This is a genomic window from Intrasporangium sp. Soil_C_50, from assembly GCF_057656595.1.
On the sequence record NZ_JBDGKB010000018.1, the window covers coordinates 57,406 to 76,900 of the forward strand.

A 19,495-nucleotide genomic window follows, 5' to 3' on the forward strand; every position below is an offset into this window, starting at 1 on the left:
GGTCCTAGTGTTAGTCGGGAATGGCGCCGAAGGTGCGGAAATGGCCGAGTAACTGGTGGCGGAAAGCGCCCTGACGTCGACGCACCGGAATACTTCGTCGTCATTGTCATTTCATATGAAGACGAATCCCTTATGCATGACTGGAGCGGCTCCGCGGCATTTCGAGCGAGTCGCGCAGAATGCCCGGATCACGAGGCGAGCTGCGGGGCCGTGCGCACCACGTGCTCGTACAGGCGACTTGCCTCTGCCGCCTTCGCCGGCCACACGTGACCGGCCGCCCACCGCACTCCGGCGGCGCTGCGCTCGTCCCAGTTGCTGCCGGTCAGGACCGTCCGCAGGGCGTCGGCCAGACGCCCGGGCAGCTCGTCCGGCACCGGCGGCAAGGGCACCTTGACCGCTGCCGGGCCGACGTCGAGGTCCCCGATCCCGTGGTGGTCCAGCGCGACCGCGGGCAGCCCCCGACCCAGCGACTCGAGGAACTGCGAGCCCGAGGAGTCGCGCAGCGAGGTGAACAGAAACACGCCGGCCGTGTCGTAGAGGCCCTTGATCTCCGACCACGGGACGCGCCCCGGCAGGCTCACCTCCTCGCCCAGCCCCCGCTCCTGCACCGCGGCCCGGACCCGGTCGAGCAGCGGCCCGTCGCCCGCCATCACCAGCCGGGCGGGGACGGACCGACGTAGCTCCTCGAAGGCCTGGAGCGCAAGCAGCGGCGCCTTGCGCGGCATCATCCTGCCGACCCACAGGACGGTGGGAGTGCCGTCCGGTCGGGACCTCGGCATGCCGAGCCAGTCGGTGGGCAGCCCTTCGGCCAGCATGTACCTGACGTCGGCCGCGCCGAGGCGAATGCAGGCATCCGCGGTCGCGGAGTTGGTCACCAGCGTGAGCGCCGCGTTGCGGATCGTGCTGCGGCTACGCCGATTGACCGCGAGGAGAGGGCCGGTCAGGGCGGTCCTCAGCAGCTCGGAGGACCAGGCCCCGGCGAAGTAGCCGCGGTAGTCGCCGGGCGCCGTCTGTCCGCCACCGATGGGGCCATACACGAGGGGGGTCGGCAGCTGCCACAGCCTGCTGCCGAGGTGCAACGAGCCCCAGGAGACGTGGTGGATCACGTCGTACCGCTGCGGCCTGGCCTCGAGGTAGCGGAGAGCGGCGTCCTGCCAACGCAGGTAGTGCTGGGTGTTGCCCACCGTCGAGGACAGCCGGAGCAGGGCGGGCTGCGGCGTCCCCACGTGGAGGAACTCGATGCCCGGGTGGGCCGCCGCCTCCATGAGGTGGCTCGGCTGCGTCAGGACCGTCACGTCGTGCCCGCAGTCCGCGAGCGCACGGGCCCAGTGCCAGCCGTTGCCGAGCTCGCTGCCCTGGTCGGGCAGGCACTGGTACGACGACAGGAGGATCTTCATCGGGCGCCACCTCGTCACGGGTCCGAGCGTGAGGAAGGGCGACGGACCGCTCACCTCGCCACCCACGGGGGCGCCCCCGACCCGGCCTCCGTCAAGGCCGGTCCACCCCACGATGCGGCCAGCGTAGCGGCCGGAGAAACCGGCAGGAGGCAAAAAGCCGGCCCTCTCCGAGCGACCATTGCGGACATTCTCTGCTTATCTCGAACAACACCACCGCGAACCGTCGATGACCTAACGTTGGAGTCGCCGCAGCGTCGGTTTCGGGTGCGGCCCTCTTCGACCGCGAAGAGGCGCGAAACGGCCACTCGAGCCGGCCGCAATTCGAGAGTGCGACGAGAGCCGGAGAGTCCGAGGTCATGAGCGACAGCCAACGGGATGCACCCGCACCGGGCGGCGAAGTCGCGTCGGGCGTCCTGTGGATGGCCGCCCAGAAGTGGGTGGCCCGGCTCACCGGCTTCGTCACCCTGGTGGTGCTGACGCGCGCCGTCTCACCCCAGGGCTTCGGGGTGGTCGCCGCCGCCATGGCCGTCATCCCCATGGTCTACCTGCTCGCGGACATGGGCTTCTCCACCTACCTGATGCAGGCGGACGCGGTCGACCCACGCAGCCTGAGCACCGCGTTCTGGTCGTCGATGGCCGCCGGGGCGGTGCTCTCCCTCGGGCTGCTGGCGGGGGCACCCCTGGTCGCCGCGATGTTCCGGACTCCCGAGCTCACCCCGGTCCTGCGGATGCTCGTGCTGGCCATCGTGCCCACCGTGCTGGGCGCGGTTCCCCTGGCGCTCCTCAAGCGCGCGATGGCGTTCCGCGTCGTCGCGATCCAGGCTGCGGTGGCGGCAATGCTGGCCCAGGTTGTCGCCATCGCCATGGCGCTGCTGGGCGCGGGCGTCTGGGCGCTGGTGACCCAGGTGGTCGTCACGCAGTGGGTGATCGCCCTGATGTCGTGGCGAAGCACCCGATGGGTTCCCTCGATGACGCTCTCCCCCAGCCTGTTCCGGCAGATGTCGGTGTTCGGCCTCCGGGTGTCGAGCGCGGACCTGGCGGCCACGGGGCGGATGTGGGCCGAGAGCTGGATCATCACCGTCAGCCTCGGGCCTACGGCCCTGGGCCTGCTCAACGTCGGGCAGCGCCTGGTGGGCGTCGCCCTCGACCTCAGTGCCGCGCCCCTCATCCCCGTCTCGACCGTCGTCTTCGCTCGGTTGCGCGAGTCCGCCGACGTACTGCGGGTGAAGTACCTCAAGGCACTGGGCGTCGCCTATGCCGTGGTCTCACCCTTGATGATCCTCATCGTCGTCACCGCACCGCTGTCGGTGCCCCTGCTCTTCGGAGAGCAGTGGACGGCGAGCATCCAGCCGACGCAGGCGCTGGCGGTCGCCGGCATCATCACGTTGGGGGCCATGCTCGACCAGGGCCTGTTCTACGGGCTCGGCCGGCCGGGAACCTGGCTCGGCTACGCCCTCCTCGTCGACGGTGCCACCGTGGGAACCACCGCCGTCGCGGTGCACTGGGGTCCGACGGGCGTCGCGGTCGGTTTCGTCGGGGTCGCCGCGCTCGCCACGGTCGGTCGCTGGCTCCTCGTGGCCAAGCAGCTTGACCTGTCCCCGCGGGCCGTCGCACGTCCCTTCCTCGTCCTCGCGCTTCCTGCGACGGCCACCATGCTGCTCGGCGTACTGATGCTCAGGGCCGTGTCAGGCGTCGCCGCGCCACTGCCGGCCCTGGCGATCGCCGGCGCAGCCACCGTCGTCACCTACCTCGTGCTCCTGCGCGTGATGGCGGCCGCGGTCATCGGTGACGCGCTGGGGGTCATGCCCGTGCCGGCGAGGTACGCCGAGAGGCTGGAGCGGCTGCTGCGGATGGCTCCGGCGAGCACCCGCTGAACGTCAACCTGCCAGGCCGTCCAGCGCCTCGCGGAGCGTTGCGGCAACGCGCCTCTGCTGCTCTGCCGTGATGCCGGGGAACAGGGGCAGCGACAGGATCCGTCCCGCGGCGGCCTCACTCACCGGAAGGCTTCCGGGCCCGTGTCCGAACGGCGCCATGGCCGGCGTCAGGTGCAGCGGCACCGGGTAGTGCACACCCGCGCCCACGCCACGGTCGCGCAGGACCTGCAGCACGGCGTCCCGGTGCGGGACGCGCACGACGTAGAGGTGCCAGACGTGCTCGTTGCCCGCGAGGGTGCTCGGCAGCCGCACGCCCGGGACGTCGGACAGGAGGCTGTCGTACACGGCGGCCGCCTGACGGCGTTCGGCGTTCCACGCGTGCAGCCATCGCAGCTTGGCCCGGAGCACCACGGCCTGCAGCGTGTCGAGGCGGGAGTTGAAGCCCACGCGCGTGTGCTCGTACTTCACCATGCTGCCGTGGGCGCCCATGAGCCGCACACGCTCGGCCAGCTCGTCGTCGTCGGTCGTGACGGCCCCCGCGTCACCGTAGGCGCCGAGGTTCTTGCCGGGGTAGAAGCTCGTGCCGGCTGCGCGGCCGTAGGTGCCCGCGTACTTCCCGTGACGGGTCGCGCCCTGCGCCTGCGCGGCGTCCTCGACGACGGCGACGTGCCGGTCGGCCAGGCCCGACGGGAGCTGCTCGAAGGGCGCGACCTGCCCGAAGAGGTCCACGGGGACGACGGCCCGCGTCCGGTCCGTGAGCGCCGCCTCCACGACAGCGGGATCCATCAGCAGGGCGTCGTCGTCCACGTCGACGAACACGGGCCGCGCCCCGAGCCGCACGACGGCCTCGGCCGTCGCGATGAAGGAGTTGGCCGGGACGAGGACCTCATCGCCCACCGAGACGCCGACGGCGCGCAGCGCCATCTCCAGGGCGTCCGTGCCGTTGGCGACGCCGACGCACGCGCGCGCGCCGACGAAGTGTGCGTACTCCTGCTCGAAGGCGGCCACCGCCTTGCCGCCGACGTAGTCCCCCGTGTCGAGGACCTCCTCGAACCCGGCTGTCACCTCTTCGGCGATGCGTGCGTGCTGCAGCGACAGGTCGACGAGCGGAATGGTCTGCATCAAGGGCCTCCTCGACAGGTCATGCGATCTGCGCCAGACCCGCGGCCCGCCGGATGGCCCCGACCACGACCGCCTGCTCGCGCTCCTGCATCGCGTGGAAGAGCGGCAGGATCAGAGTGTTGTCGGTGAGGCGCTCGGTCGTCGGCAGCGTGGCGTGAGAGTGACCGGCGTACGCAGGCTGTCGATGCGCGGCCATGATGCCGGCCCGTGCGGAGACGCCGTCGGCGGCCAGGACGGCGAGCAGCTCGTTGCGCGTCAATGGGTAGTCCTCGTCGAGCTCGACCCAGAAGGACTGGAAGTTCGTCTCGCCCCACGCGGGGTCCCCCACCGGCCGCACGCCGGGGACGTCGGCGAGCATCGACGCGTAAAGGGACGCGAGCGCGCGCCGCCGGCGCACCATGGCGTCCAGCTTGTCGAGCTGCACCAACCCCACCGCCGCCTGGATGTCGGTCATCCGGTAGTTGAACCCGACCTCGAGGTAGCTCTCGATGAATGGCTGGCTGCTGGCGTGGCGTGCGGCCGCACTCATGTTCATGCCGTGCTCGCGCAGGCGTCGGGCCCGTTCGGCGATCGAGGCTTCGGTCGTCGTGAGCATGCCGCCCTCGCCGGTCGTGAGGAGCTTGCGCGGGTGGAACGACCACGCCGCCAGGTGCGCTCCCGCACCCACCGGCGCGTCGTGGTAGCGGGACCCCGCCGCGCACGCGGCGTCCTCCACGAGTGCGATGCCGCGGTCGTCGCAGAGGCGGCGCAGCGGCTCCACGTCGGCCGGCATGCCGCCCTGGTGCACGACGATGACGGCCTTCGTCCGCTTCGTCAGCACGGGCTCGACGGTCCGGACGCTGAGGTTGCCGTCCTCGTGCTCGACGTCGGCGAACACGGGACGCGCCCCGACGTACACGGCGCAGTTCGCCGTGGCAACGAACGAGAAGGACGGCACGACGACCTCGTCGCCGGCTCCGACCCCCAGCAGGTGCAGCGCCAGGTGCAGCGCCGTGGTGCACGACGACACGGCGACGCCGTGCGCGGCACCCACGCGGGCGGCGAAGCGTGTCTCGAACTCGGCCACGCGCGGCCCCTGCGCGACCCAGCCCGAACGGATCGCGTCGGCGGCCGCGCGCGCCTCCTCCTCGCCGAGCCACGGCCTCATGACCGGGATCATGCGCGCCCGCGCTCCGCCCGCCACCAGTGGGCCAGCTGCCGAAGGCCGTCCTCCAGCCCGACGGTCGGCTCCCAGCCGATGCGCCGCTGCGCCGCCTCGATGGAGGCCAGCCGGCGGGTGACGCCGTTGACGGCGCGCTCGGGGCCGAACTCGACGTGGAGGTCTGCGCCCATGGCGTCGAGCAGACCCTGGGCCAGGCCGGAGAGGCTCGTCTCGACCCCCGTGCCGATGTTGAGGACCACGTCGGTGACGTCGGACTCGGCGGCCAGCAGGTTGGCCCTGGCGATGTCGGTGGTGAAGACGAAGTCCATCGTCTGCCGGCCGTCCCCGAGAATGACCGGCGGCTCACCGGCCTCGATCCGCTCCATCCAGCGGATGAGCACCTCGGTGTAGAGACCGTGGATGTCCATGCGCGGGCCGTAGACGTTGAAGTACCGCAGGGCCACGTAGTCGAGCCCGTACATCGCGTGGAAGCTCCGGAGCATCCCCTCGTTGAAGACCTTGGCCGCCCCGTAGAAGGTGTCGTTGGCCCACGGCGCCGCCGCCTCGGTGGTGGGGAACTCCGACGCGAGTCCGTACACCGACGCCGAGGACGCGGCCACCACCTTGCGCACCTTGGCCTCGACTGCGGCCTCCAGCACGTTGAACGTCCCGTCGGCGAGCACCTCCAGGGCCAGTCGCGGTTCCTGCGCGCACTGGGTGATGCGGATCGCGGCCTGGTGGAACAGGACGTCGACGCCCTCGGACACGTCGCGCACCGTCGCCCTGTCACGGATGTCGCCCTCGACGACCTCGACCCGTCCCGAGGCCAGGCCCTGCGCCAGGTTGTCCTTGCGGCCCCGGACGAAGTTGTCGAGCACGCGGACCTCCGCGGCGCCGGCGTCGACGAGCTGGTCGACGATCGTGGAGCCGATCGTGCCCGCGCCGCCGGTCACCAGGCAGACGCTCCCCCTGATCATGCAACTCCTCCCACGTCGACGAACGCGCCGTCGAGCAGGAAGCTCCGTTCGGCGGCCTCCAGGATGCGCATGACGCGAAGACCGGCCGATCCGTCTGTCGCCGGGGGCCGGCCCTCGGTGACGGACGCGGCGAACTCGGCCACCATCGACCGCAGTGCCTCCTGCTCGCGCAGGGCCGGGGCCACCATGTCGCCGGTCCGGTAGGAGATCCGGACCTGCTTGCGATCGTCGGCCCCGAGATCCTCGAACCCGGTCCTCTCGACGCCCCGGTCGTAGACGCACAGCCGTTGGCTCGGGTTGAGGTCGTCCCAGACGACGGTCCGGTGCGAACCACCGATGACCATCGTGCGGATCTTCACCGGACTGAGCCAGTTGACGTGCACGTGCGCGAGGGCGCCGGTCGAGAGCCTGAGCGTCAGGTAGGCGACGCAGGCGAGGCCGTGCCCGATGGGGTCCGATCCGAGGGCAGCCACTGCGACCACCGAAACTCCCGGTGGCAGAAGGTAGTCCAGGATGGAGATGTCGTGCGGCGCCAGGTCCCAGAGGACGTTGACGTCGGGCTGCACCAGGCCGAGGTTGATCCGCACCGAGTCGACGAACTGCACGTCGCCCACCTCGCCGCTGTGCACGAGCCGCTGCAGCTCCTGCACGGCGGGCGTGTAGCAGTACGTGTGGTCGCACATGAGCACGAGGCCGCGGTCCGCGGCGGCCTGCACGAGCTTCTCCGCGTCGGCGAGCGCCGACGTGAGGGGCTTCTCGACGAGCACGTGCTTGCCGGCGTCGAGGGCCGCCATCGCGAGCGGGAAGTGGGTGGCGGCCGGTGTGGCGATGGCGACCGCGTGGACGTCCGGGTCGCTGAGGACGTCGTCGTAGGAGTTCGTGGTCTTGACGGTCGAGTAGGGCCCGAGGACGCGACGCGCCCGATCCTCGTCGAGGTCGCAGAGCCAGCGCAGATGCAGCGACGGCGTAGCCATCGCGTTCCGAACCAGGTTCGGCCCCCAGTACCCTGCCCCCACGACCGCCATCCCCATGGCTGTGGTCATGTCAAGCAGGCTAGCTCCGGATCCTTCGGTGTCAGGCGGGTTCATGAAAACGCCCGTCAGCTCCAGATGTCGTGGTGCACGTTGAAGATGACCCGCGAGCCGTGGGGGTCGATCTTGATGGGCAGCTCGCGCATGTGGGCGAGGGCCTCGCGGACGGAGCGCTGCCGCTCGAGCGGACAGACGACGAGCAGGAAGCCGCCTCCCCCGGCGCCGGTCACCTTGGCACCCGTGGCGCCGGCCCCCACGGCCGCGTCGACGGCCTGCTCGATCTCGCTCGTCGAGACACCGCTCGCGAGCTCGCGCTTGGCGGCCCAGCTCTTGTTGAGCGCGATCCCCAGGGCCTCGATGTCGCCCTCGCGCAGCCCGTCCGCGGCCTGGCCCGCGAGCTCGCGCAGCTGCGCGAGCTGGGGGAGCTTGTTGGAGATGTTGGCCCGCTGCTCCCCCAGGATGTCGTTCGCCTGGCGCGTCGTGCCCGTGTAGAAGAGCATCAGCTCGTCCTGGACCCTGCGTCGACGGTCGGCGGAGAGCGCGAGCTGGTTGACGGTCACCCGGTCGCCGGGGCCGAACTCGAGGTCGCAGATGCCGCCGTACGCCGCCGCGTACTGGTCCTGCTTGCCGATGGGCTTGCGGCAGCGGTCGATCTCGATCGCGCAGGCACGGTCGGCCAGCTCGTCCGCCGTGAGCTGGCGCCCCTGGTAGGTGAAGAGCGCGTGGAGCAGCCCCACCGTCACGGCCGAGGAGGATCCCAGCCCGGAGCCCGCCGATGGGATGTCGGCCAGCGTGGTGATCTCCACGCCGCCGCGAACTCCGGTCATGTGCAAGGCCTCCCGGACCAGCTCGTGCTGGAGGTCCTCGACCCGCGACACGATCTCCTTCGTCGAGTAGTTGACGTAGATGTCGTCGTCGAACCGTTGCTTCACCACGACGAAGACGTACTTGTCGATGGCGGCGTTGAGCACCCGACCGCCGTGCTCTCGGTAGTAGTCCGGTAGGTCGGTCCCGCCCCCGACGAGGCCTACCCGTAGCGGTGTCTGCGTGATGATCATGACCTGGACCGGCCCTTCCCTGTCGTCGGGTGCGGACGTCGAGCGCCCGCAGCCCCTCGCGTCCGCGTCGGTGCCACCGCAGTCACGCCCCGCGGTACTTCCACGACTGCCGGCGAAGCCACCACCGCGCCTTCTGGTTGACGAGGAACTGCAGCTCCACGGGTCCCAGGGGGCGCCCGGCGGTGATGGCGCGGTACACGGCCGCCTGTTCGGCAGCCGGCCAGCACTCGACCGCAAAGGACAGGAGCGCGTCGACGTCCTCCTCCTCCGGTCCGCCGCCGCCCATGAGCCGGCGAGCGATCTCGGTCCGTCGCAGCCATCCACGGTCGTAGACCCGCCCGGCCGCCCAGAGCGCCTCGTGGCCGAGCTGGCGGTGCACCAGGGCAGAGAGCTCGTCCGGGGACTCGAGGACCTCGCCATGACGACGCAGCAGCAGCTCGAAGACGAACCTGCGCTGGTCCAGGTCCGTCGCCATGCTGACGGACTTCCTCATGTTCTCGGTGTGCAGACGGTAGTAGGCCTGGTCCACTCCTTTGAGGAAGCCCACGCCGCTGACGGTGGCCAGGCGCATGAAGAGGTCCATGTCAGCCGTCTTGGGCAGGTCCGGGTCGAAGCCGCCCACGCGCCTCCGGGTGCACGTGCGCATGACGACCTCGGGTGACGTGATGTTGTTCTCCGCCTGCTCGAACCGGTGTCGGAGCCAGTCCTGCCCTGACCACACCGACCAGCCACGGACCCTCGTCCGGGCACGCGGCAGTGGCGCCCCGTCGGCGACCCAGAGGGGCCGGCCGTAGACGAAGCCCACCTGAGGGTGGGCATCCAGCAGGTCCCTGGCTCGGCCCAGGGCTCCGGGGGTCGCGCGGTCGTCGGCCGACAGCAGCATGCAGTAGTCCCCGTCGGCCCACTCGAGCCCTTCGTTGAAGGTCGCGATGTTCCCCCGGTTGGAGTCGTGCACCGCGACCTCGACCTCGGGTCGGCGCGAGGCGATCTCCTTCGCCACTGCTGCGCTGTCGTCCGGCGAGGCGTCGTCGATGATGAGGACCCGCACGTCGACGCCCGGCTGGTCGTCGAGGACACTGCGCACAGCCTCCTCCAGGAAGTGCCCGTACCGGTAGCAGGGGATGAACACGCTCACCGTGCTCATCGCTGCTTCACCGCCCCACGTGACAGCGCCGTCATGCCGCCCACCCCCAGGTCGCCCTGATCGCCGGGGCCGCGACGCCCATCCACGTCGAGTGTGGACGGTTCCCCACGTCGCGCCCGGCCAGTGACCTCGATTGAACACGACTTCCGGAGGCCTGTCGGGGTTTCCGCCAAGGCCGGCGCGACGATCCCGCGACGTCACCGGCCCGGCTCCGAGCGTTCGAGGATTCGGCGGACAGTCCCCGGAGTCGATGGCCAGAATGATCGCGGAGAGACGAGGTGGACGAGGATGACAGCTGCCGAGGCAGCCCGCGAGCTGCGGCGTGCGGCGACCGTGCCGGGCATGGACCCTGGGCGACTGGTCCGCCTCGCCCGGCGGTCCGTCGCCGACATGCGGATCGACCTGGACGGCGCCGTCGTCGTGACGGAGGCCGCGACCGGCGCCTACGTCGTCACGCCGGTCATTGCCGCTCTGGCCGGGGCCGAGCACGTCTACGCCTTCACGCGGCCCACGCGATACGGCTCGGTGGACGAGGTGGTCCGGCAGACCCGTGAGCTCGCCGCCGAGGCGGGGGTCCTCGATCGCATCGAGATACGCTCCGACCGGCCGGCGTCCGTGGTCACGCACGCCGACGTGGTGACGAACAGCGGCCACCTGAGGCCGATCGACCGGGAACTGGTGCGCCTGATGCCGTCGAGCGCGGTCATCCCCCTGATGTTCGAGGCCTGGGAGATCCAGGCGGGGCGCTTCGACCTGGCACTCGATGAGGCCTTGGACCGAGGCATCCGGGTTGCCGGCACGAACGAGCGCCATCCCCTGGTCGACGTCTTCTCCTACCTCGGCACGATGGCGACGAAGCTGCTCTTCGACGCCGGCACCTCCGTGCGCCACACCCGGGTCCTCGTGGCCTGCGACAACCCGTTCACGGCGTACCTCGAAGCCGGCCTGTCGGCCGCCGGGGCCACGGTCCGCTCGACCACCTCGCTCCTCACCGTCGACGAGGAGTTCGATCCTGACTTCGTCCTGGTCTCACGTACGCCGACGGGGTCGTCGGTCCTGGACGCAGCGGAGGTCGAGAGAGTCGCAACCGCGTGGCCGGGGGCCGTGGTGGTTCAGTTCTGGGGGGACCTCGACCGAGACCGCCTGGACGCGGCGGGAGTGCGCTACTGGCCACCGGCCGGCCCCGCCGCCGGGCACATGGCGATCCTCCCGGACCAGCCGGGTCCTGAGGCGGTCGTTCGGCTGCAGGCAGGAGGCCTCAAGGTCGCCGCCGTGCTGCTGACGCCACCCGCCGACCGCACGCCGTTCGACCTGGAGTTCCTCGATGAGCTCTAGCCCTGCTGCGCCCCGGGTCCTGCTGGTCGGCTTCGGGCCCACGGCCCTGGCAGCTCTTGACAGCCTCGTGTCGCGCTACGAGGTGACCGGGCTCGTGCGAGACCAGGACGACGACGTCGCGGCGCATGCAGCGCGCTCCGGCGTTCCCGTGTTCCCGGTCGCGGCCCCTTCGGATCTTGCCGCCCTCGTCGCGTCCCAGCGTCCCGACTGCGTCGTCGTCTCGTCCTACAACCGGGTCCTCTCCGCCGATGTCCTTGCCGTGTGCCCCTTCGTGAACGTTCACTACTCACCTCTGCCGCGGTACCGAGGACGGGCCAACGTGAACTGGGCGATCATCAACCACGAGCGGCAGGCCGCCGTGACCGTGCACTCGATCGCGCCTGGACTCGACGCCGGCGGCGTGCTGGCGCAGGTGTGCGTGCCCATCGAGCCGCGCGACACCGTGGGCACCCTCTACGACCGTCTCAACGACGTCCAGGCGGACATCCTGCCGGCAGCGGTGGACCGCCGGCTCTCCGGCGACCTCGGGGACCCGCAGAACGAGTCGCAGGCGACGTACGGCTGCACCCGCTTGCCTGCCGACGGGGAGATCGACTGGTCGGCGTCGACGCGCGACGTGGACGCGTTGGTCCGGGCACTGGGGCCGCCCTACCCCGAGGCATTCACGTTCCTCGGCCTGGAGCGGGTCTCGGTCCTCGAGGCGGAGCCCTCCCCGACGGGCAAGGTCTTCGCCGGACGCGTCCCGGGTCGCGTCGTGGAGTGGTCGAGGACCGATGGCTGGAGCGACGTCCTGACCGGGGACGGCGTCCTTCGCATCAGGACGGTCAGCGCACGCGGTGAGACACGCCCTGCCGCCGCCGTGCTGAACAGCACGCGCCAGACGCTCGGGCTTCGAACGGGTGACCTGCTGGACGAGATCGCGACGCTGCGCACCCGCGTCGCCGACCTCGCGTCGGGAGTCACACCCCAGTGACGCCGACCGTGGGAGCGCTGTGACGGCCCATCCGGTGGCGCCTCCTGCTCACGTCGCGGACGGCATCCGGATGCGTCCGGGCAGACCGGACCACCAGTCCAGCTCGGCTCGGACAGCGGCGGACAGCACCCCGTCCACACGCGGCGCGACCCCGGAGAGGAGGAGCTGCGCAACCGCTTGGATCTCCGCCTCGTCGTGCCCAGCCCGCTCCATGCCGAACCGGTTGACGCCATGGACTCGTGCCGGCACCCCGTAGACGGTGGCGAAGGGCGGGACGTCGCGGACCACAGGTGTTCCCATGCCGACCATCGCCAGACCGCCCACGACCCGACGTTGGTGGACGCTGACGTTCAGCCCGAGGTTCGCCCGGGCACGAACCGTCACGTGGCCGCCCAGACTGACGCCGGCCGAGAGGGTGACGCCGTCACCGACGTGCACGTCGTGCGCCACGTACGCGCGGCTGAAGATCTGGCATCCGGCGCCGATCGTCGTGGGCCGGACGCTCCCGTGGTGGACGACCACGTGGTCGCGCAGGACGCTGTGGCTGCCGATGCTCACCTCGTGGTGGTCCAGATCCCCGTCCCAGGCGTCGTTCTGGCGCACCGACGCGATCTCGGGAGCCCCTCCCACGTGGGCGCCGGGTCCGATGCGCACGTGGTCGCCGATGCGTGTCGGCCCCACCAGCACCGCGAACGGCCCGACCGAGACGCCGACGCCGAGCTCGACGCCCGGTCCGACGAACGCGGATGTCGACACCCGCGTCGACGCGTCGGAGGACATGGACGTCAGTCCAGGAGCCCGCGAGGGTCGGACCCGGCGTCACGGACCACCTCCGCGACCCGTCCCTGGTCGTCCTCGGTCAGCGCGTGGAACATCGGTAGCCGGACCGACTGCCGCGCGACCCGCTCCGACACCGGCAGGCTCACCGGTTCGAGGTCATTGAACGCGGGTTCCTCGTGGGCACAAGCGATTCCGCGCCATGCGCTGATTCCGTGGCGCTCGAAGACCCTGAGCAGGTCGTCCCTCGATACGGGGAAGTCGTCCGGCAGCATCACCCAGAACGCCTGGTGGTTCGCCCGTCCGCAGTCGGGATCGGTCGCCATGACTAGTCCCGGGACGTCTGCGAGGAGCTCCTGGTAGCGCCGCGCGAGGTCCCGGCGTCGTTCGACCATGGACTGGAGCTTGGAGGCCTGCACGATCCCGATCGCGGCCTGGATCTCGGTGAGGCTGTAGTTGTAACCGGTCTCGACGCAGTGCTCTGCCCCCCGGCGATGCTCCGAGTGGTGCTCGCGGGCGACACCGCTCATGCCGTGCCGCCGCAGACGTCGCAGCCGCTCGGCGAGCGCGGGGTCCGTGGTGGCGACCATCCCGCCCTCACCGGTCACGAGGATCGAGCCCCGGCGGAAGGAGAAGGCGGCGAAGTCGCTCCCCGCGCCGACCGGTCGTCCGCCCCGGACGCTCCCGAGGGCGCACGCAGCGTCCTCCACCAGGGCGATCCCGCGCCCGCTGACGAGTGAGCGGATCGGCTCCAGCTCTGCCGGCGTGCCGTACTGGTCGACCACGATGACGGCTACCGTCGCGGGGGTCAGTGCGGCCTCGACCGTCCCGGCCGTGAGGTTGTGGTGGCGGGGGTCGACGTCGGCGAACACCGGCCTCGCTCCGACGTGCCGGACCGCGTGGGCCGTCGCGACGGACGCCAGGGACGGGACGACGACGTCGTCACCCGGCCCGACGCCGTGCGCGACGAGGCCGAGGTGCAGGGCTGCCGGGCCGCTCGACACGGCGACTGCGCAGGGCGACTGCACCAGGGCTGCGACCGTCTCCTCGAACTCCGCGACTCGGGCACCGTGTTCCGTCAGGCCGGACTGCACTGCCGCAGCGGCCGCAACGACCTCGCGCTCGTCGAACCACGGCCTGGCCATGGCGATCTCGCGTCCCTGCCACACCGGACGACGGACTGATCCTGTCGTGGTCATGCACACCCCTCCGGTCCCACCACCAGGGGCACCGGCCCTCCTCCGGCCGACGCGCCGCCACCGCCCGACGACGGGCCTGACGCCCAACAGACTGACACGAGCCGGCGGCGCCGACGGCGCTATTGCCGATTCCGGGGGCGCCGCCTCAGCGCGGCGAGTGGAAGCGCTGCTGGGCGTCGAGCAGGCCGATCTCGATGAGGGCCTCGGCGGCATCGGCACCCTCGTCGACGAGGAAGGGCACCACCTCGGTGCGCTCAACCTTCGAGAAGTCCTTGAGGACGAAGTCAGCCGGGTCCTGACGGCCCGGGGGTCGGCCGATGCCGAGCCGGACGCGGAGGTAGTCGCGCGTCCCGAGCGAGCGCGAGATCGAGCGGAGGCCGTTGTGGCCGCCCTCTCCCCCGCCGAGCTTGAGCCGCACGAGACCCGCCTCGATGTCGAGCTCGTCGTGCAGGACGACCAGCCGCTCGGGCGGCACGCCGTAGTACTTGGACAAGCCGGCGACCGGGGAGCCCGACTCGTTCATGTACGTCGTCGGCACGGCGAGCACGACCTTGGGGCCACCGACGCGCAGCCGCGCCTCGGCGACGGCGGCGCGGCCGGCCTTGTGCGACTTGAGGACCGCGCGGCCGCCGACGGCCCGTAGGGCGAGCTCGTCGAGCGCCATTGCCCCGACGTTGTGCCGGTTGCCGGCGTAGGCAGGGCCGGGGTTTCCGAGCCCGACGACGAGCCAGGTGTCCATGAGGTCTTCGATCCTGTCGGTCTGTGCTGCGGGTGGGTGCGTACAAGGCCCCGTGGGCTCGGTGACCCCGGACGCACACACGGGCCCCGCCGAGCGATGGCTCGGACGAGGCCCGTGGACGCGGGTGGAGAGAGGCTCAGGCCTCGTCGCCCTCGGCCTTCGCCTCGGCGCCCTCGGCGGACTCGCCCTCGGCGGCCTCGCCCTCGGCGGGCTCCTCGTGCTCCTCGCGCTCGATGCCGGCCTCGGCCTCGGCCTCGGCGAGCTCGGCCTCGAGGGCCTCGGCGGACACGGCCTGCGTGACATTGACGACGAGCGCCTCGGCGTCGGTGACGAGCTCGGCGCCCGAGGGCAGCTCGACGGCGCCGGCGAGCACCTGGGTGCCGGCCTCGAGGCCCTCGACCGAGACGGTGACGTTCTCGGGGATGTCGGTCGCGGCCACGAGCAGCTGCAGCGTGGTGTGGTCGAGCGTGACGACGGTCTCGGGGGCGGCCTCGCCCTCGAGGTGGACGGGGACGTCGACGGTGACCTTCTCGCCGCGGCGGACGACGACGAGGTCGACGTGCTCGATGACCGGCTTGATCGGGTCGCGCTGGACGTCCTTGGCGAGCGCGAGCTGCTCGTCGCCCTCGACGACGATCGTCAGCAGGGCGTTGACGTGCTTGAGCGCGAGCATGGTGTCGTGGCCCGGCAGGGAGATGTGGACCGGCTCGGTGCCGTGGCCGTAGATGACGGCGGGAATGTTGCCGGAGCGGCGGATCTTGCGGGCAGCGCCCTTGCCGAACTCCGTGCGCTTGCTGGCGACGAGCTTGGTGATGTCGGAGGACACGGGGACTCCTGTTTTCTCGGGGGTCGTGGGACGAGCGATGATGTGGCGGCCTCGACGCGGGACGACGCGCGGTGGTTCGGTGGTGACGGAGCAGAGGGTCGGTGAGGTACGCACGCAGAGGCGAACCCGACCGAGGAGAGCTCCACGTCAGGCCACCGCGTCGATCACGGACCTCGGCACGTCCTGCTCTCGCAGCCGTGCACCGTCCCTCGCCGAGGCAACTTCTCGATCTTAGTGGACAGTGCGCCCCGCACGAAATCTGTCGCACCGGTCCCCCATCCCCCGCACGAGCCGGCCACCGTCGACGCGCGTGTCGTCCCGAGCGACCCGGGCTCCGGAGCGGCACGGCGGACATAACGGATACGCGGTCGACGCGGGCTGGACGCGTTCTACGCTCGAACCGGCGCAGCGACCGACGAGGTGGGGGCCCGGGCCGCGCACCATGCGCCGACAAGGGTGGGCTGGCGCGCGCTGCGCCGGAGGGTGAAGGCGGTAGCAATGCTCTCATCGGGTCGGATCGACCGGTCGCTTCTGCTCATGCGGGGAGCGGGGCAGCATGCCCGACACCGCCTGCGCCGCACCGCCGCGCTCGTCATCGCCTGCCTCGTCGGCGCGCTCGCCGCCATCGTCACTGTGCCGGCCGGCCCGGCCGCCGGCGCCGGCCCGTGCGGCCCGCCGGTGGTCAATGTCATCGCGTGCGAGAACACCCAGCCGGGTACCGCGCCGAGCACGTGGCAGGTCAGTGGCGCCGGCGACTCGACGATCCAGGGGTTCGCCACGTCGATGAGCGTCAATGTCGGCGAGACCGTGACGTTCAAGGTGAGCACCCCGGCCCGCGCCTACCACATCGACATCTACCGGATGGGCTACTACCAGGGCAACGGCGCCCGTCTGGTGGCACCCAACGTGCTCCCGTCGGCGATGCTTCCCCAGACGCAGCCGTCCTGCCTCACGCAGGCCACCACGGGTCTCGTCGACTGCGGCAACTGGGCGGCGTCGGGCTCGTGGACGGTACCGTCCACCGCCGTGTCGGGCGTCTACCTGGCCCGGCTGGTCCGCAACGACACGAACGGTGCGAGCCTCATCCCGTTCGTCGTGCGCAACGACGCGAGCCACTCGGACCTGCTGGTCCAGACGTCCGACCAGACGTGGCAGGCCTACAACACCTACGGGGGCAACAGCCTCTACACGTGTGCCGCCAACTGCCCGCCGGGTAGCCCGGACGTGTACAAGGGCGCATCGATGGTCTCGTACAACCGGCCCTGGCACACGGCGCTGGACGACCAAGGCCGCAGCTGGCTGATGTACTCCGAGTACCCGATGATCCGCTTCCTCGAGGCCAACGGCTACGACCTCGCCTACAGCAGCGGCGTCGACACGGGGACGGCAGCGGGTGGGGCCCTGCTGCGCAACCACAAGGTGTTCCTGTCCGTGGGGCACGACGAGTACTGGTCGGGCACCCAGCGCGCCAACGTCGAGGCGGCCCGCGACGCCGGGGTCAACCTCGCCTTCTTCAGCGGCAACGAGGTGTTCTGGAAGACGCGCTTCCAGAACAGCATCGACGGCACGAACTCGGCCAACCGCACCCTCGTCTGCTACAAGGAGACGCACTACAACGCCCCCACCGACCCGCAGGACCCGCCGACGTGGACCGGCACGTGGCAGGACCCGCGGTTCAGCCCTCCCGCCGACGGCGGCAACCCACAGAACGCGTTGACGGGTCAGCTGTTCCTCGTCAACTCCGGTACGACCGACATCAAGGTTCCGTCGCAGTACTCGAAGCTCCGGCTCTGGCGCAACACCGCGGTGGCGAGGCTCGGCAACGGCCAGACCGCCACCCTCGGTGCCGGCAACGGGACCCTGGGCTACGAGTGGGACATGGACCCCGACAACGGCTTCCGCCCGGCCGGCCTGTTCCGGCTGTCGTCCACCACGTCGACGAGCGCCGAGATCTTCACCGACTACGGAGGCACGACGCAGTCGGCCCAGACCGCGACCCACAACCTGACGATGTACCGCGCCGCGAGCGGCGCCCTCGTCTTCGGCGCTGGCACCGTGCAGTGGTCCTGGGGCCTGGGCGACCCCGGGTCGACACCTGACGTCGACATGCAGCAGGCGACCGTCAACCTCTTCGCGGACATGGGGGCCCAGCCGTACGCCGTGATCAGCGGCTTGTCCACGGCCACGGCCTCCACCGACACGACCGCCCCGACGTCGACGATCACCAGCCCGACGAGTGGTTCGAACCTGGGCGACGGCGGACGGATCACGATCTCCGGCACGGCCGCCGACACCGGCGGGGTCGTCGCGGGAGTCGAGGTCTCGACCGACAAGGGCGTCACGTGGCACCCCGCGACGGGGACGACGAGCTGGAGCTACAGCTGGGTGGCGCACGGCAGCCCGAGCACGACGATCAGGAGCCGGGCGGTCGACGACAGCGGCAACCTCGAGACGCCTTCGGCGGGTGTGCCGGTCACCGTGGGCTGCACGTGCTCGATCTGGGGCGTCGCGGCCACGCCAGGCGTGAGCGACTCAGGGAGCGCGACGGCGACCGAGGTCGGCATCAAGTTCCGGTCCGAGGCCTCGGGCTTCGTCTCCGGCATCCGCTTCTACAAGTCCACGGCCAACACCGGAACCCACGTCGGGAACCTGTGGAGCTCGACTGGCACCAAGCTGGCCACTGCGACCTTCACCAACGAGACCGCCTCGGGGTGGCAGCAGGTGACCTTCGCCAGCCCGGTCGCAATCAACGCCAACGTCACCTACGTCGCGTCGTACTACGCGCCCCGAGGACACACGGCGGCGGACCAGTACTACCTCTATCCCCCGCCCTCGCCCGGCCCCTACGCCAGCGGATGGGTGGACAGCCCGCCACTGCACGCCTTGCGCAACGTCAACGGGACGACCAACGGGGTCTTCCTGAACGCTGCCAGCAGCGCCTTCCCGACGCAGACCGATGAGGCGACCAACTACTGGGTGGACGTGCTGTTCAACACGAACACGGGCCCGGGCACCGCCCCGGCCGCTCCGACGAGCGTCACCGCGACGCCGGGCAACGCGTCGGCGCAGGTGAGCTGGGCAGTGCCGCCGGACGGCGGGAGCCCGATCACCAGCTACACCGTCACCCCGTACGTCGGCACGACGGCGCAGACCACCGTCAGGGTCACCGGCAACCCGCCGGACTCGACCGTCGCGGTCACCGGTCTGACCAACGGCACGACGTACACCTTCAAGGTCTCGGCCACGAACGCGATCGGCACCGGACCCGACTCCGCGGCCTCCAGCCCCGTGACCCCGCAGGCGGTCTCGTGCACGCCGTGCACGATCTGGCCCGCCTCGACGGTACCGAGCACCACGGACCAGGGCGACACGAACCCGACCGAGCTCGGAACGAAGTTCACCTCCGACGTCAACGGCCAGATCAGCGGCATCCGGTTCTACAAGGGCGCCGCAAACACCGGCACCCACGTAGGCAACCTGTGGACCTCGACAGGCACCAAGCTGGCATCGGCGACCTTCACCAACGAGACCGCGACCGGCTGGCAGCAAGTCACCTTCGCCGCGCCCGTGTCCGTCACGGCGGGGACGGTCTACGTCGCCTCGTTCTTCGCGCCGAGCGGCCACTACGCCGCCGACTCGTTCTACTTCAGCGCGGGCGTCGACAGCCCACCCCTGCACGCCTTGAAGGACGGCGTCAGCGGCGGCAACGGCGTCTACCGCTACGGCACCTCGAGCGGCTTCCCGAACCTGACGTACCAGTCCGAGGGCTACTACGTCGACGTCGTCTTCTCCACGACGAGCGGAGCGCCGGCCGCGCCCGCGGCGCCCACCGGCGTCACCGCCACCGCCGGGGACAAGCAGGCCACCGTGTCCTGGACCGCCCCGGCCAACGGCGGCAGCGC

General features: G+C 71.0%; 15 protein-coding genes. 4 read left to right on the forward strand and 11 right to left on the reverse strand.

The features are described from left to right. Positions 1–188: 188 nt before the first annotated feature. The gene (locus AC3A5R_RS21785) at positions 189–1,397 is read right to left on the reverse strand and encodes a glycosyltransferase (protein ID WP_487622871.1); all 1,209 of its coding nucleotides are present in this window, start codon (positions 1,395–1,397) and stop codon (positions 189–191) included. A 356-nt stretch (positions 1,398–1,753) separates the two neighbouring features. On the opposite strand from AC3A5R_RS21785, the gene AC3A5R_RS21790 reads away from it, so the two are divergent. After that, the gene (locus tag AC3A5R_RS21790) at positions 1,754–3,271 is read left to right on the forward strand and encodes a lipopolysaccharide biosynthesis protein (protein WP_487622872.1); all 1,518 of its coding nucleotides are present in this window, start codon (positions 1,754–1,756) and stop codon (positions 3,269–3,271) included. 3 nt (positions 3,272–3,274) lie between these two features. On the opposite strand, the gene AC3A5R_RS21795 is transcribed toward AC3A5R_RS21790, so the two are convergent. From AC3A5R_RS21795 to AC3A5R_RS21820, 6 genes are all read right to left on the reverse strand, one after another. Further along, positions 3,275–4,393, reverse strand: a complete 1,119-nt coding sequence (locus AC3A5R_RS21795; RefSeq protein ID WP_487622873.1) for a DegT/DnrJ/EryC1/StrS family aminotransferase — start codon at positions 4,391–4,393, stop codon at positions 3,275–3,277. 19 nt (positions 4,394–4,412) lie between these two features. Then, complete coding sequence (locus tag AC3A5R_RS21800; RefSeq protein WP_487622874.1) at positions 4,413–5,540, reverse strand: DegT/DnrJ/EryC1/StrS family aminotransferase; 1,128 nt, start codon at positions 5,538–5,540, stop codon at positions 4,413–4,415. 8 nt (positions 5,541–5,548) lie between these two features. Beyond that, positions 5,549–6,511 (reverse strand): SDR family NAD(P)-dependent oxidoreductase, encoded by a 963-nt coding sequence (locus AC3A5R_RS21805; RefSeq protein WP_487622875.1) that lies wholly within the window; start codon positions 6,509–6,511, stop codon positions 5,549–5,551. Then, a complete protein-coding gene (locus AC3A5R_RS21810) occupies positions 6,508–7,554 on the reverse strand; it encodes a Gfo/Idh/MocA family protein (protein WP_487622876.1) in 1,047 nt (348 codons plus the stop codon). The genes AC3A5R_RS21805 and AC3A5R_RS21810 overlap by 4 nt, the downstream gene beginning before the upstream one ends. Before the next feature lie 56 nt (positions 7,555–7,610). Next, positions 7,611–8,600 carry a GHMP family kinase ATP-binding protein gene (locus tag AC3A5R_RS21815; protein ID WP_487622877.1) on the reverse strand — a complete coding sequence of 330 codons (990 nt, stop codon included), beginning with the start codon at positions 8,598–8,600 and terminating at the stop codon, positions 7,611–7,613. Positions 8,601–8,682: 82 nt separating this feature from the next. Then, a complete protein-coding gene (locus tag AC3A5R_RS21820; RefSeq protein ID WP_487622878.1) occupies positions 8,683–9,744 on the reverse strand; it encodes a glycosyltransferase family 2 protein in 1,062 nt (353 codons plus the stop codon). 288 nt (positions 9,745–10,032) lie between these two features. On the opposite strand from AC3A5R_RS21820, the gene AC3A5R_RS21825 reads away from it, so the two are divergent. Together AC3A5R_RS21825 and AC3A5R_RS21830 are read left to right on the forward strand one after the other, a co-directional pair. Continuing rightward, a complete protein-coding gene (locus AC3A5R_RS21825) occupies positions 10,033–11,079 on the forward strand; it encodes a P-loop NTPase family protein (protein ID WP_487622879.1) in 1,047 nt (348 codons plus the stop codon). After that, positions 11,069–12,052: a methionyl-tRNA formyltransferase gene (locus AC3A5R_RS21830; protein WP_487622880.1), complete on the forward strand. Its 984-nt coding sequence runs from the start codon at positions 11,069–11,071 to the stop codon at positions 12,050–12,052. Before AC3A5R_RS21825 ends, AC3A5R_RS21830 begins: the two co-directional genes overlap by 11 nt. Positions 12,053–12,100: 48 nt before the next feature. On the opposite strand, the gene AC3A5R_RS21835 is transcribed toward AC3A5R_RS21830, so the two are convergent. From AC3A5R_RS21835 to AC3A5R_RS21850, 4 genes are all read right to left on the reverse strand, one after another. Beyond that, on the reverse strand, positions 12,101–12,832 hold the full coding sequence (locus tag AC3A5R_RS21835) for an acyl-ACP--UDP-N- acetylglucosamine O-acyltransferase (RefSeq protein WP_487622881.1): 732 nt from the start codon (positions 12,830–12,832) through the stop codon (positions 12,101–12,103). 5 nt (positions 12,833–12,837) lie between these two features. Further along, on the reverse strand, positions 12,838–14,028 hold the full coding sequence (locus AC3A5R_RS21840) for a DegT/DnrJ/EryC1/StrS family aminotransferase (RefSeq protein WP_487622882.1): 1,191 nt from the start codon (positions 14,026–14,028) through the stop codon (positions 12,838–12,840). A 145-nt stretch (positions 14,029–14,173) separates the two neighbouring features. Continuing rightward, positions 14,174–14,767, reverse strand: a complete 594-nt coding sequence (pth, locus tag AC3A5R_RS21845; protein WP_487622883.1) for an aminoacyl-tRNA hydrolase — start codon at positions 14,765–14,767, stop codon at positions 14,174–14,176. 136 nt (positions 14,768–14,903) lie between these two features. Continuing rightward, positions 14,904–15,593 (reverse strand): 50S ribosomal protein L25/general stress protein Ctc, encoded by a 690-nt coding sequence (locus tag AC3A5R_RS21850; RefSeq protein ID WP_487622884.1) that lies wholly within the window; start codon positions 15,591–15,593, stop codon positions 14,904–14,906. Positions 15,594–16,091: 498 nt separating this feature from the next. Between AC3A5R_RS21850 and AC3A5R_RS21855 the strand changes: the two genes are divergently transcribed. Next, positions 16,092–19,495: N,N-dimethylformamidase beta subunit family domain-containing protein (locus AC3A5R_RS21855; RefSeq protein WP_487622885.1), on the forward strand; the 3,404-nt coding region annotated here is incomplete at its 3' end.

Excerpts from the sequence above, each read along its gene's own strand:
- AC3A5R_RS21785 (WP_487622871.1), bottom strand. The coding sequence starts at position 1,397 with ATGAAGATCCTCCTGTCGTCGTACCAGTGCCTGCCCGACCAGGGCAGC.
- AC3A5R_RS21790 (WP_487622872.1), top strand. The coding sequence starts at position 1,754 with ATGAGCGACAGCCAACGGGATGCACCCGCACCGGGCGGCGAAGTCGCG.
- AC3A5R_RS21795 (WP_487622873.1), bottom strand. The coding sequence starts at position 4,393 with ATGCAGACCATTCCGCTCGTCGACCTGTCGCTGCAGCACGCACGCATC.
- AC3A5R_RS21800 (WP_487622874.1), bottom strand. The coding sequence starts at position 5,540 with ATGAGGCCGTGGCTCGGCGAGGAGGAGGCGCGCGCGGCCGCCGACGCG.
- AC3A5R_RS21805 (WP_487622875.1), bottom strand. The coding sequence starts at position 6,511 with ATGATCAGGGGGAGCGTCTGCCTGGTGACCGGCGGCGCGGGCACGATC.
- AC3A5R_RS21810 (WP_487622876.1), bottom strand. The coding sequence starts at position 7,554 with ATGACCACAGCCATGGGGATGGCGGTCGTGGGGGCAGGGTACTGGGGG.
- AC3A5R_RS21815 (WP_487622877.1), bottom strand. The coding sequence starts at position 8,600 with ATGATCATCACGCAGACACCGCTACGGGTAGGCCTCGTCGGGGGCGGG.
- AC3A5R_RS21820 (WP_487622878.1), bottom strand. The coding sequence starts at position 9,744 with ATGAGCACGGTGAGCGTGTTCATCCCCTGCTACCGGTACGGGCACTTC.
- AC3A5R_RS21825 (WP_487622879.1), top strand. The coding sequence starts at position 10,033 with ATGACAGCTGCCGAGGCAGCCCGCGAGCTGCGGCGTGCGGCGACCGTG.
- AC3A5R_RS21830 (WP_487622880.1), top strand. The coding sequence starts at position 11,069 with ATGAGCTCTAGCCCTGCTGCGCCCCGGGTCCTGCTGGTCGGCTTCGGG.
- AC3A5R_RS21835 (WP_487622881.1), bottom strand. The coding sequence starts at position 12,832 with ATGTCCTCCGACGCGTCGACGCGGGTGTCGACATCCGCGTTCGTCGGA.
- AC3A5R_RS21840 (WP_487622882.1), bottom strand. The coding sequence starts at position 14,028 with ATGACCACGACAGGATCAGTCCGTCGTCCGGTGTGGCAGGGACGCGAG.
- pth (WP_487622883.1), bottom strand. The coding sequence starts at position 14,767 with ATGGACACCTGGCTCGTCGTCGGGCTCGGAAACCCCGGCCCTGCCTAC.